The organism is Exiguobacterium acetylicum, assembly GCF_022170825.1.
Lineage (GTDB): Bacteria > Bacillota > Bacilli > Exiguobacteriales > Exiguobacteriaceae > Exiguobacterium_A > Exiguobacterium_A acetylicum_B.
Window position 1 is genome coordinate 2168956 of sequence record NZ_CP081878.1, and the last position, 12356, is coordinate 2181311.

A 12356-nucleotide genomic window follows, 5' to 3' on the forward strand; every position below is an offset into this window, starting at 1 on the left:
TGCGGATTTGATAAATTACGGTAATATAGAGAATGATAGAAAGTAGGGATGAAATGAATCGATTCAAATCATTTACACAACGTTATGATCATACGTTGCTTTTTTTACTCGCCTGTCTGATGGTCATCAGTATCATCGCCATCTATACGGCTCAACCTTCGCTTAAGGGTGCCATCAGCGCCATCAACTTCTCTGCCAAACAAATTCAATGGTATGTCATCGGCTTCATGGCGCTATCCGTCGTCATTTTCATCGATTATGAACAGTTGAAGCGATTCCACTGGTTTTTATATGGAGCAGGTATCGTATCCTTGATCGGTCTTGTCGTTCTTCGAAACACACCAATCGTCACTGAAATCAAAGGGGCATACGGTTGGTATCAATTCCCGGTTATCGGTACGGTTCAACCGGCTGAGTTCATGAAGTTCTTTTTGATCGTGACGCTCGCTGCCGTCATTACCGAGCACAATGCGCGTTATGTTCAACATGAAAGAGATCTCTTGTTACTTATCAAGTTGGTCGCAGTTACAGCCTTGCCGCTCGGTCTTATCATCATTCAGCCCGATTTAGGGATCGGTTTGATTCTCTGCGTTATCCTCGCATGTGCGATGTTGTTATCAGGACTAAACTGGAAATGGCTTTTAACGATGTTCGGTCTGTTTGCTGGAGCTGTTATCATCTTCTTTTACCTGTTCTTTTTCCAAAACGATTTGCTCGCAACCTTTTTCCCAGGTCACGCGATGAACCGGATCATGGCTTGGTTGCAACCGTTCGAATATGCGGATGATCTGTCGTACCAGCTCGTCCAAGCAATCAACGCGACAGGTTCAGGTCAAATGTTTGGCGTTGGTTACGGGAAACTACAAGTGTTTGTTCCCGAATTGCATACAGACTTCATCTTTACGACGATTGCTTCACACTACGGTTTCATTGGAGCTGCCATCGTCTTGATCGTCTTGTTCCTTTTCGTCTATCGCTTGATTCAAATCGCACTTGAAACGGCTGATCCATTTGGCACCTATATCGTGACAGGATACGTCGCGATGTTTACGTTCCAAATCTTCCAAAACATCGGGATGACGATTGGTGTCTTACCGATCACAGGTCTTCCTCTACCGTTCATTAGTTATGGTGGATCAACGATGATCGTTAACCTCGTTGGTCTAGGATTAATCATGGCAATCGCTTCTCAGTCACGGATTTCCATGTTCGACGAAGATTAAGCGTACACCTAAAAGGCAGTGGACTTGGTCCACTGCCTTTTTTCGTATGTCATTCAATTCGGAGATCCTCAGGAAGCGGTGCCTCAAATTGGACACGCTCTCCTGTTGCAGGATGAAGAAACGATGCTGACGCGCTATGGAGTGCCTGACGCGGCAGTAACGGTTCACCCTGATACATCGTATCACCAATCAAGGGATGTCCAAGAAACGCAAGATGGACACGAATTTGATGTGTCCGTCCTGTCTCTAGTCGAATATCAAGTAACGACATCTCTTGACCAAAGGCTTGAACCCGGCGGCTATTTAAAATATGCGTGATGGCCCGCTGACCATCGGGTCGTACCATCCGTTCCATGAAAGAATGATCGGTTTGACCGATTGGCTGATCAATCGTTTGTGCCGGTACATGTCCAGGTGCATAGGCTAAATAGTGCCGTTCTAACTCATTCGATTTTTGCATGAGACTCATCCGGTGATGGGCTAATCCATGTTTTGCGAATAAGACGAGACCACTCGTATCACGATCAAGTCGATTAACGATATGAATCGCATATGGGATTCCTTGCTTCCGATAATAACCAAGGACATAATTCGACAATGAACGTTCTGGATGTAATCGTGACGGAATCGATGCCATGCCTGGCGGTTTATTGACGACAAGTAACCACTCATCTTCAAAGAGGATATCAAGATCCCCTTCTGTCGCCACCATATCGGGTGCTGGCGTCTCCTCCGGGAAAAATACGTGGACTTGATCACCTGCACGCAAGACATCATGTACATTGACATGTTGACCGTTGCTCGTAATATCCCCGTGATTTTTAATCGATACTAACATTTTTCGCGAGATCCCTAAACGCGTCGTACAAAAATGACTGACACGCCAACCATCTTCGAGATCGCTTACCGTCTGTTGTAGCTGAAATCCATTCATGTTTCCATTTCCTTTACATGCTACATTAACGTCTTTCGTCTGCTAGGAAAGATTCCCGAACCCGTTGCCAGAACGGGAAAGAACGAAAACGAGCAAATTTCACTTTTTTATCTGAGACTCGGCACCGAATCGACGTCACGTTTTGATGAATAATCGAAGCATAATGGTCATAAGTCATTTGAAAATCAATCGGATTGACGGGACGAATTTCGACATCATGATGTTTCGGTAACAGCATCGGTGAGCCGATCGTCCGGTAAACACGATTATTGATCGAGGCCATCTCAGTAATTTGAATCGCTTCGAGCGCCGGATGGACAATCGCTCCGCCAAGTGCTTTATTGTATGCTGTCGAACCTGATGGTGTCGATACGCACAATCCGTCACCACGGAACGTCTCGAAGTAGTCACCACGAATCGACAAATCGCAGACGAGCGTTTGGTTAAAACTCTTAATCGTACATTCATTCAAGGCTAATAATTGGTTGTGAGAACCATCCGCATAATCAATCGAGAGTTCAAGCAACGGATATTGAACCGTCGCTAGATCCTGCTTCGCGATATGATCAATCAGTTCATCCATCTCTTCCGGGCGCCAATCCGCATAAAAACCGAGATGCCCCGTATGAATTCCAACAAGGGTAATCGTCTCCACTTGATCTAGATACGAATGAAACGCCTGTAACATCGTTCCGTCTCCACCAATCGAGACGACGATTTCCGGTTGACTAACATCAAGGACACATCCCCGATCCGTCAATGCCTGCTCGAGCTCTTGTTTAAGCGCATGTGAACGCTCATCATCGCGAGCCGTGATTGCAAAACGCATGGTCATCCCCCTACTCTTTTAATCGTTCAGACGCCTTGGCGTCACGTTGAAAGACGAGTTGTGCGTCTTGAATTTCTACTTTCAATTGGCTCATTTCCGCATCGAGTAAAAACGCTGCTTCTGCCGCACGCCGTAATCGCTCACGCGTCTCTTCCGGAATATTGCCTTGGTATTTGTAATTTAAGGAGTGTTCGATCGTTGCCCAGAAATTCATCGCAAGCGTCCGAATTTGAATCTCGACTAACGTCGGTACTTCACCTTCGATCGTCTGAACCGGATAAGCAATGATGACGTGATACGATCGATAACCACTATCTTTCTTTTGAGTAATGTAGTTTCGTTCCTCGACGATCTTAAAATCACCACGCGAACGCAATAGTTCAAGGACATGAATGATATCATCAACGAATTGACACATGATACGTAATCCGGCGATATCCTGCATATCTTGCTCTAAAGAATCCCGCGCAATTGCTTTTCGTTCCGCTTTTTGAAGAATGCTTTTTACAGGTTTGACCCGTCCTGTGACAAATTCAATCGGTGAATGTTCTCCCCGTTGCTGAAATTGTTTACGAATCGCTTTTAGCTTGACTTTCAACTCATCGACCGCGATTTGATACGGCGCAAGAAATAAATCCCAATTTTCTTTTGTCATCTGATTTGTCACCACTTTTAATCGAATAGTATTGGTTCAGTGCCTGTTCCTACCTCATTCATGTTATCATATTTTCAGACATTCAACTAGAAAGGCGTGATTCCGATTAGACAAGAATTGGAAATCGAATTTAAGAACTTATTGTCTGAACAAGAATATCTATCGTTATTTACCCATTATGCATCAACTAAACAACCCATTTGGCAAGCAAATGATTATTTTGATACGCCGGATTTTGAACTTCGAAAAAAAGGGGCGGCTTTAAGGATTCGTGAAAAAAAACAAGGGCTCGTCCTTACGTTAAAACAACCTCATGAAGAGGGCTTGCTTGAAACGCATGTCACGTTATCAGAAAACGATGCGGAAGATCTATTTAAATATGGACTGATTCATTCGGATGAGATGAATCACCAGTTAAAATCTTTTAACTTACAAGGATCTTTAGAGCATTTAGGTCGATTAGAGACGGAACGAATCGAAACCGTACTTCCGGAAGGTTTACTCGTCCTCGATAAAAGTCGCTACCTTGGACATACCGATTATGAATTAGAGTTTGAAGTCAGCAACTTCGAACAAGGGCAAAAGGACTTCGAGCAACTCCTCTCAGAACACGATATTCCACAGCGCGAAACAAAAAATAAAATCGTTCGCTTCATGGAACGTAAAGCGCTTTCTTGATTTTTCGTGTAAGAGTGAACAAGCAAAACCTTTGCTCTTTCTTTTTTTTCGTTGCTAAAATAGGGTAACGATAACAACAGGAAGGGGTGAACGGATGGAACACGCACAATGTAACGGATCATATTGTTCATTGGACGAACCATCGATTCAACAACCGACGAAACCTCTGGAAATCTATCATTTTCTAGATGTGACACAAACGGATGGTTTACGGTTGATACCCGTTCTCAAGAAACTGGAACTAGAATATGGTCATTTGTTCCGCCTTCGGACGATTGCGACGATTCCATGTGCTCCATCACGATCTGCATGCGACATGTCACCACTCGTCATTCTAAAAGCGATTGAGCTTCAAGGAAAAACGTTTGGTATGCGGTTCATGCGACGCCTTCGGATGCTTCATAACGTCGAAGGAGAGAGTGCCTACAGCCGCCCATCGTTGATGCGACTAGCAGAGGCATTAACGGAGTATGGTTTAGATTTAGATGAATTCCATCGGGATGTGTCATCGGATACGATTCAGCAAATGCTTGAGAAAGAAACCGAATTAGTCACCGAATGGGATGTCCGGATTCTTCCGACACTCGCTTTTGTCGGTGACGAGGAAGCTATTAAAGCAGAAGGAGCTTATGAGTATCTGGTGTATGTCTCGATCTTAAGTGAGTTACTGGATCATACGATCGAAAAACAACCGAAGCCACCACTTGAACAATTCTTGAGACGGTATGAAACAGCAACTACGGCTGAAATTGCCTTTATTTACGATGCTCCTGAATCCCAGATTGAGCACGAGCTAAAAAAACTAGTCTTACAACAAAAATGTGCTTCTCTCTCTTATTGTGATGGCAAAGTATGGCGCCATTTAAAAGATTCGGCACATGCATGATAGAAATGACAAAGGGTAGTGAAGCACGCTTCACTACCCTTTGTTCGAACTTAGTCATAGGTAACAAGAAAAAGTCCTCTCATGACGAGAAGGACTTTTCTTTTGACCATTGGATGGGGGAAAAAGAGAATCGACTGGGGAATGTGACCCTCTTCACAATATAAATATACCGTAGTTCTTTTCTCTTTTCCACACTTTGTTCACTTCGTCACAAAGATGTCACTCTGCTAATAATGCTTCGAATTCATCTAGAACGCGTTCAAATTGACGAAGTGCTGCTTCGACTGGTGCTTTCGTCGTCATGTCAACACCAGCAGCTTTTAGTACTTCGATTGGATAATCACTTGATCCCGCTTTTAGGAAGTTATTGATGTAACGCTCTACAGCCGGTTGTCCTTCTTCTAAAATCTGATCCGTCAACGCAGCCGCTGCAGAAATGCCTGTTGCATACTGATAGACATAGTAATTGTAATAGAAGTGAGGAATTCGAGCCCACTCCAAACCAATCTCTTCATCTAACACAATCTCTTCTCCGAAGTATTTTTGATTCAAGGCATAATACGTTGACGTCAGGAATTCCGGTGTCAACGATTGTCCAAGGCGCGCAGCATCATGAATCGCATGTTCGAACTCGGCGAACATCGTTTGTCGGAACAATGTTCCACGGAACGTCTCGAGTTGATTGTTCAACAGATAGAGTTTTTCTTTACGATCCGTCACTTTTTTCAATAGATAATCATTCAACAATGCTTCATTTGTTGTTGAAGCGACTTCTGCGACGAAAATCGAATAGTCACCATATGGGTACGGTTGTGATTTCCGCGTGTAGTAGCTGTGAACCGAATGTCCGAATTCATGTGCGAGCGTAAAGAGATTGTTGATGTTATCTTGCCAGTTCATCAAAATGAATGGTTGTGTATCGTAAGCACCAGAAGAGTAAGCGCCACTACGTTTACCACGTGTTTCTCGGACATCGACCCATCGCTCAGATAATCCTTCTTCAAGAATATGTTTGTACTCTGCTCCAAGTGGTGCAAGCCCTTCGACCATTAATTGTTTTGCTTCCTCATAAGAGACTTTCATTTCTACTTCAGAAACGAGCGGCGTATACATATCATACATGTGCAATTCGTCGAGTCCGAGTACCCGTTTACGTAAAGCCACGTAACGATGGAGTAACGGTAAGTGCTCATGTACCGCTTCAACTAATCCATCATAGACCGCTTCAGGAATAGCATTACCATGTAAAGCTGCTGCACGTGCTGATGGGAACTTCCGAACATCTGCATAGAAGTTATCCTTCTTGACTGATCCTGCAAGTGTCGAAGCAAGTGTATTCGTATACTTCGCATACGTTCCGTACATCGCTTTGAATGCGGCTTCCCGGACAGAACGGTCAGACGACTCAAGGAATGTGATGAAGCGACCATGTGTCAGTTCCGTCTCTTCCCCGTCTTCTCCTTTGATTTTTGGGAATGTCAAATCTGCATTATTCAGCATACCGAACGTCGTACCGGATTGACCGAGTACTTCTCCTGCTTTTGCAAGGATCGCTTCTTCCGCTTCTGTCAAAACATGTTCACGCTCTTGGTTCAACTCATCAAATGCATGGCGATACATCGCAAGATCCGTATTCTCATTGAGATATGTCTCAATCGTTGCTTCAGGTACAGCCAACAATTCTGGTGTCATGAAAGCAAGTGTTGCTCCGATTTGCGATGCTAGCGTCCGAGCACGGTCGTTCATGGCTTGGTAGAAACTATCCGCTGTATTTTCGTCATAACGCATGTGCGCGTATGTATAGAGCTTATAAAGACGTCTAGAGACTTCGTCTCGTAACTGTAAGCCTTCATATAGCGTTTCCGCACTCTGACCAAGACGCCCCTTATACTCGACGAGTAATGGGAGCATTGCTTTCACCGATTCGAATTCTTCTTCCCACGCTTCGTTTGATGCGTAAATCGATTCTAGGTTCCACGTTTCTGTAACGTCAACATCTTGACGTGTTAATACTTCTGCCATTAACCTCACTCCTTTAATTCAGTTATACCTGTTTTCTATTCGACAAACAATTGAAGTGCTCCTGCTAAAACAGCCTATCCACCTCTTCAATCCGCTCCATCCATTCTATGATGAGTGAATCGATCACAGGTCTTTCAATCGAAAAATTCAATTGTTGCAAAAGATGATGGATTGCATGTTCTAGATCAATAGAAGTATAGCTTCCTTTTAGCCTTAAAAAGACTGCGATTTGAAACTCAAAAGGATGGACTGGAATAGATAACAAGTGGGTGATGGGAAGAAAGACAACATATGGTAGGTTCTGTAGATGAAAACCTGCCTGATAAAGTGGAAGTCTTAGAATGCGCGGAGGTAAAGAGGTATGAAAGGGTCGCTGACGATAGCGGTGAACGATTCCTTGCCATCGAGCCATTGAAAATTTCCGGGGAAATGAAGGTAGTTCAGTTGAAAGAAAGTCTGATAAAGAAAGTGATTGAACCGTACAATAGACATGATGTTTCGCAAAAGGAACTGGATGTCGGAACCTTCGAATTTGATTCTCAACAATCAAGTCCAAATAATCATTTTGTAAGAATGCTTGCCTCATCCACCCTTGCAATCGAATCGTGACACCTTGTGAAGGATGAAACCCAATCCAACGGACTGTTTGTTTTTGTTTCGCATCAAGTTTTGCTCGTCTAATCCATTCATCAGCAGACATCGGCGAGCGCTGAATTTCAATTCCAAGTTGCTTTTCTGGGAGCCAAAGATCGAAGCGACGTTGTCCCTTTGTCCATTCAGTTTCAACTTGAATGCCTGCGGTCATTAAGGAGTCTGCAATCCGCTGTTTCCAAGATAAATGCAATCCACTTTCTCCTGAACAAGCTGAGATATGTGCAAAATGCGGTCGCCGTCCTTGCCTGACGCGCAACGGCTTCAGGCAATATGGACAACGTAAGGACATAGCTTTCAAATCACGAATCGAAAATCTGTGAATCATGATACGTTTACCGGAGTCATCAATGGCTTCGAACATCAGCATCGTTCCCCTTTTTACTAAAGTAAAGGTGAGAATAAGCGCGAAATCGATTCAATTAAACGACGACGTAATGGACGACGGTGGAACAAATCAGCATCAACTTCTGATGAATGGCTAAAATCTTCATAAAAATCACGTGTTAATTCATGAACAGAGTTTGTTCCGTACAAAAAAGCGTTCACTTCGAAATTCAAATGAAAACTACGTAAATCCATGTTCGCTGTTCCAATCGTTGCAATGGCGTCGTCCACGACGATGACTTTAGAATGCATGAAGCCCTTATTATACTCATAGATTTTTACACCAGCTTGCAATAGATCATCAAAATAAGAGCGACTCGCATAAAATACGATTTTATGATCCGGAAAGCTCGGTAGTAAAATACGGACATCAATCCCTGCCATAGCAGCTGTCTTCAGTGCTGTCATGAGGTCTTCGTCGGGTATGAGATACGGTGAAGCGATATAGACAGATTCGCGCGCTTCCGTGATAAGTCCAAAGTAAAGCGACTTCATTGCCTCATGCGGTTCATCAGGTCCACTCGCAATGATCTGTACACCTCCCGTTGCTTCTTCGACATTCTCAAGCGGCTCCATATAAAACGGTGTGAAGAGTCTTTGCCCTGTCATGTAATACCAATCCTGGAGAAAAATCAGTTGGAGTTCAGAGACCGCTTCTCCCCGTACAAGAAGATGCGTATCACGCCAAAATCCAAAGTGTTGATTGCGACCGATATATTCATCCCCAATGTTAATTCCACCTGTAAAAGCAACTGTCCCATCGATAACGACGATCTTCCGATGGTTCCGGTAGTTCGATTTACTCGAAATGAATGGTAACACGACTGGGAAAAATGCTCGGACCTCTACACCAGCTGCTTGCATCTTCTTGAAATAATGCTTATCTGTCGAAAAACAACCGACGGCATCATAAAGAAAACGAACCTCAACTCCTTGCTCGGCCTTTTCAATCAATGCTTCCTGTAACTGAAGCGCGAGTTGATCATCTCGTACGATGTAGTATTCCAAATGAATATGATGTTGCGCTTGGCGGATCTCTTCTAAAAGAATTGGAAACTTCTCCTGACCATTCGTCAAGATTCTTGTATGTGTATTATACGAAATCGGAAGTCGACTGATTGAATCGATAAGTGTAACAACTTTCCTGTAACGTTCTTCTTGGAACACTGATTGGTGTACCTCTGTCTTAAACTGGGTACGATATTTAATGTAAGACTCTTCATCAAGCATCGCCTTCAATCGAAACATTCGTTTTCGACGGTAGTTCTGACCAAATGTAAAATACACGAACATACCAACGACAGGCAATGCCATCATGACAAGTGCCCAGACGAGCGTTCGTTCCGGGTTTCGATTTTCAAGTAAGATGATGACGAACACGCTCATGACGACCAAAATGATGACGATGGACAGCCAACCTACCATATAAACACTCCAATAGTAGGATAAAAAGGCAATCAAGCCGATGGTCAAGATGAGGGTCATGAGAAGTTGTACACGTCGTAGCATGAATCCCCCTCCTTTTTTGTATGTAGTACAAATCGTATTTAAACTGATGACAGAAAGGAAGCGTTTAAATGGGTACGTATATCATTACTGGTGCAACAAGTGGGATTGGTGAGGCAACTTCCCTTCAGCTCATTCGGGAGGGACACACCGTCCTTGCAATTGGTCGTAATAAAGAAAAAGGATCCTCGCTTGAATCAAGCGGAGAAGGACGTTTATATTTCTTCCCTATCGACTTAGCCGATTCCTCTGCCATCGACGCGTTCTTTGAAGAAACACAAGAAGATTTCCCAGAAATCGATGGGATTTTCAACAATGCTGGTACCTTTGGAAAACCCGTTGCACCCGAACGCGTTTCCGATCAGCAAAAAGAAGTATTCCAAGTCAATTATCATGCACCTGAACGAATCATTCAGCTAGCGACGAAACGCTTCTCAAAAGGTGCTTCCATCGTCAACAATAGTGCCATCGTAGGTCACGTTAAGTTCCCAGCAATGCTATTACCTTATGCGTCGTCTAAGAGCGCGCTACTGACGCTCACGAAGACATATGCAGCCCGATTCCATGGTAAGTATCGATTTAATGCCATTTGTCCAGGACCGGTCGATACAGCGCTGAGTCATGCGTTATATGGCGGGAAAGATAAATTTGATCTGGCAATGAAACACCACCTTCGTGGTGAGCCTGCGCAACCTTCTGAAATCGCAGAAGTTGTCTGCTTCTTGCTATCTAGTAAAGGGAGTTATATTAACGGGCAAGCGCTTATTGTAGATGGTGGCTATACCCTCACTTAATATCAGAACAAAAGGAGGTATCACAAGATGTGATCCTCCTTTTACTCGCACTTTTTCTGACTTCAGTTCGGAAAATGCTTCCGAATGAATGGAAAGACATCCGAAGCAATGATCTGTTTCCCGTATTCAGCTACAGGATGTATTGTTTGTTCGCTGAACTGGAGATACTCTGCGATTAAACTCATGACGTTTTCTTGTGCTTCTACGTTCACATCATCCTCGAAATGAACATGCAGTAAATAGAGTCCATCTTTTTGATAAAGCGCTGTTTCAAGTTCTGCAAATACAGGAGCATTCGCATACTGACTGAGCGCGATGATATGTTCGAAATCGCGAGTTTCAAATAAAACATCTTGGCTTAACTCTGTATCTTTATCTTCTGTCTCAGACATCGCTGATCGTAAAAGTGAATCGAGTTCGTCTTCATCGACTTGCTCACCATCAACTGCATTTTTCGCGATCGTTACAGTGACTTCAAGACCTTTTTCAAAAGCTTGCACTTGTATCCATAGTGGACCTTCGAAGGAGATGGACTCTTTTTCATTCGCTTCGTCCATCATCTGCCAGAATAACTGTTCTCCCCGTTCCCGGTTATACCAAATCTCATCTCGGGCAAAACCACGGCGTTCGATGTCGGTGTACGTGATGAAGAACTTGACCGTATTGTCATTGACGCGTTCGATTTTCAAACTGTCCACTCCTTTCTTCTCGTTCCTTATCTAGAATACGAACGAGGACATGACTTGGATTCATACTTTTGAATCCCAAGGATATATTTCTATTCCTTTGTTATCTTTATTTTAACCTTTTTTATCGGTAACAAAAAGCACACTGCTCACGAAGCAGCGTGCTTTTTAAAATTACTCGTTTACAAGACGCTGTGCTTCCAAAAGTTGGAACGTACGCACCTTGCGTGGTAAGAATCGGCGGATTTCATCCTCGTTATATCCAACTTGAAGACGCTTCTCATCAATCAAAATCGGACGACGTAATAATCCTGGGTATTCTTGAATCAAATCGTATAGGTGCTGCAACGATAAGTTTTCAACTGAAACATCGAGTTTCGAGAAGACTTTTGAACGTGTTGAGATGATCTCATCTGTTCCGTCTTCCGTCATACGAAGAATCTGTTTGATTTCATCGAGCGATAAAGGTTCTGAAAAAATATTACGTTCAACGAACGGGATTTCATGTTCTTCAAGCCACGCGCGTGCTTTCCGACAAGAAGTACAACTTGGTGAAGTATAGAGTGTTACCATTGAAAAACATCCTCCCCCTGATTTAACATCATTCAATACCTATGTGAATAAGCAAATATTGATGATGGTTCTATTACTTGACAGTTTACATCTAATAAAGCAGAAAACCTAGCTTTTTTATAAAGATGAAAGAACTTTTCGTAAAAAAGCTTGTTAAAGCCACCACGTGGCTTTAACAAGCTGGCGTGTGATCAAATGGCTGAGAAATCGTCTCTTTTGCTTTAGGAAGTTTCATTTCTTTCAGTTTTTTCTCTAAAATATCCCGCAAAAGGCGCTTCTTCAGCTTTTTCTTCTTATCACGTTCTTTCATATTCCGACACCCCAATCGGCCCGAAACAGAACTAACAACCATACGAAAGCGAATAAATCATCTTCTACATTAGTAAGTATACCACGTATCTTAAAATTCTATTCCTACTTTAAGCAATTAAATATGTGAGATTGTCGATTGGAGGATGAATAACAGTTGCAATTTCTTTCAATTTTCTGTAGAGTGTATAGAAATACCTACTTTCAGAAAGGAGCTTTTCAT

13 protein-coding genes are annotated in these 12356 nt (G+C 43.1%); 4 read left to right on the forward strand and 9 right to left on the reverse strand.

The window, feature by feature from the left end; all coding sequences use genetic code 11:
- The first annotated feature begins 53 nt into the window (after positions 1–53).
- The gene (locus tag K6T22_RS11515) at positions 54–1223 is read left to right on the forward strand and encodes an FtsW/RodA/SpoVE family cell cycle protein (RefSeq protein WP_035396680.1); all 1170 of its coding nucleotides are present in this window, start codon (positions 54–56) and stop codon (positions 1221–1223) included.
- Positions 1224–1272: 49 nt separating this feature from the next.
- On the opposite strand, the gene K6T22_RS11520 is transcribed toward K6T22_RS11515, so the two are convergent.
- The 3 genes from K6T22_RS11520 to K6T22_RS11530 are packed head-to-tail and all read right to left on the reverse strand — an operon-like array spanning position 1273 to position 3641.
- Positions 1273–2157: an RluA family pseudouridine synthase gene (locus K6T22_RS11520; RefSeq protein ID WP_238237332.1), complete on the reverse strand. Its 885-nt coding sequence runs from the start codon at positions 2155–2157 to the stop codon at positions 1273–1275.
- A 25-nt stretch (positions 2158–2182) separates the two neighbouring features.
- Positions 2183–2986, reverse strand: a complete 804-nt coding sequence (locus tag K6T22_RS11525; protein ID WP_238237334.1) for an NAD kinase — start codon at positions 2984–2986, stop codon at positions 2183–2185.
- Between the two features lie 10 nt (positions 2987–2996).
- Positions 2997–3641, reverse strand: coding sequence for a GTP diphosphokinase (locus K6T22_RS11530; protein ID WP_053453907.1), 645 nt, complete (start codon positions 3639–3641; stop codon positions 2997–2999).
- A gap of 96 nt (positions 3642–3737) precedes the next feature.
- Here K6T22_RS11530 and K6T22_RS11535 point away from each other — a divergent pair, with 96 nt between their 5' ends.
- A complete protein-coding gene (locus K6T22_RS11535; RefSeq protein ID WP_425293138.1) occupies positions 3738–4319 on the forward strand; it encodes a CYTH domain-containing protein in 582 nt (193 codons plus the stop codon).
- Positions 4320–4413: 94 nt separating this feature from the next.
- Positions 4414–5205, forward strand: coding sequence for a DsbA family protein (locus K6T22_RS11540; RefSeq protein ID WP_238237335.1), 792 nt, complete (start codon positions 4414–4416; stop codon positions 5203–5205).
- A gap of 219 nt (positions 5206–5424) precedes the next feature.
- Here the strand turns inward: K6T22_RS11540 and pepF are convergent, their stop codons facing one another.
- The 3 genes from pepF to cls all read right to left on the reverse strand — a co-directional run bounded on the left by pepF (position 5425) and on the right by cls (position 9774).
- Positions 5425–7227: an oligoendopeptidase F gene (pepF, locus tag K6T22_RS11545; RefSeq protein ID WP_238237338.1), complete on the reverse strand. Its 1803-nt coding sequence runs from the start codon at positions 7225–7227 to the stop codon at positions 5425–5427.
- A 64-nt stretch (positions 7228–7291) separates the two neighbouring features.
- The gene (locus K6T22_RS11550) at positions 7292–8242 is read right to left on the reverse strand and encodes a competence protein CoiA family protein (RefSeq protein WP_238237341.1); all 951 of its coding nucleotides are present in this window, start codon (positions 8240–8242) and stop codon (positions 7292–7294) included.
- Positions 8243–8262: 20 nt separating this feature from the next.
- A complete protein-coding gene (cls, locus tag K6T22_RS11555) occupies positions 8263–9774 on the reverse strand; it encodes a cardiolipin synthase (RefSeq protein ID WP_238237350.1) in 1512 nt (503 codons plus the stop codon).
- 68 nt (positions 9775–9842) lie between these two features.
- Here cls and K6T22_RS11560 point away from each other — a divergent pair, with 68 nt between their 5' ends.
- The gene (locus K6T22_RS11560) at positions 9843–10565 is read left to right on the forward strand and encodes an SDR family NAD(P)-dependent oxidoreductase (RefSeq protein WP_238237351.1); all 723 of its coding nucleotides are present in this window, start codon (positions 9843–9845) and stop codon (positions 10563–10565) included.
- 62 nt (positions 10566–10627) lie between these two features.
- Here the strand turns inward: K6T22_RS11560 and mecA are convergent, their stop codons facing one another.
- The 3 genes from mecA to K6T22_RS11575 all read right to left on the reverse strand — a co-directional run bounded on the left by mecA (position 10628) and on the right by K6T22_RS11575 (position 12134).
- Positions 10628–11254: an adaptor protein MecA gene (gene mecA / locus K6T22_RS11565; RefSeq protein WP_023468889.1), complete on the reverse strand. Its 627-nt coding sequence runs from the start codon at positions 11252–11254 to the stop codon at positions 10628–10630.
- Between the two features lie 171 nt (positions 11255–11425).
- Positions 11426–11824: a transcriptional regulator SpxA gene (gene spxA / locus K6T22_RS11570; RefSeq protein WP_012370920.1), complete on the reverse strand. Its 399-nt coding sequence runs from the start codon at positions 11822–11824 to the stop codon at positions 11426–11428.
- A gap of 172 nt (positions 11825–11996) precedes the next feature.
- The gene (locus K6T22_RS11575) at positions 11997–12134 is read right to left on the reverse strand and encodes a hypothetical protein (protein WP_023468890.1); all 138 of its coding nucleotides are present in this window, start codon (positions 12132–12134) and stop codon (positions 11997–11999) included.
- Positions 12135–12356 lie beyond the last annotated feature (222 nt).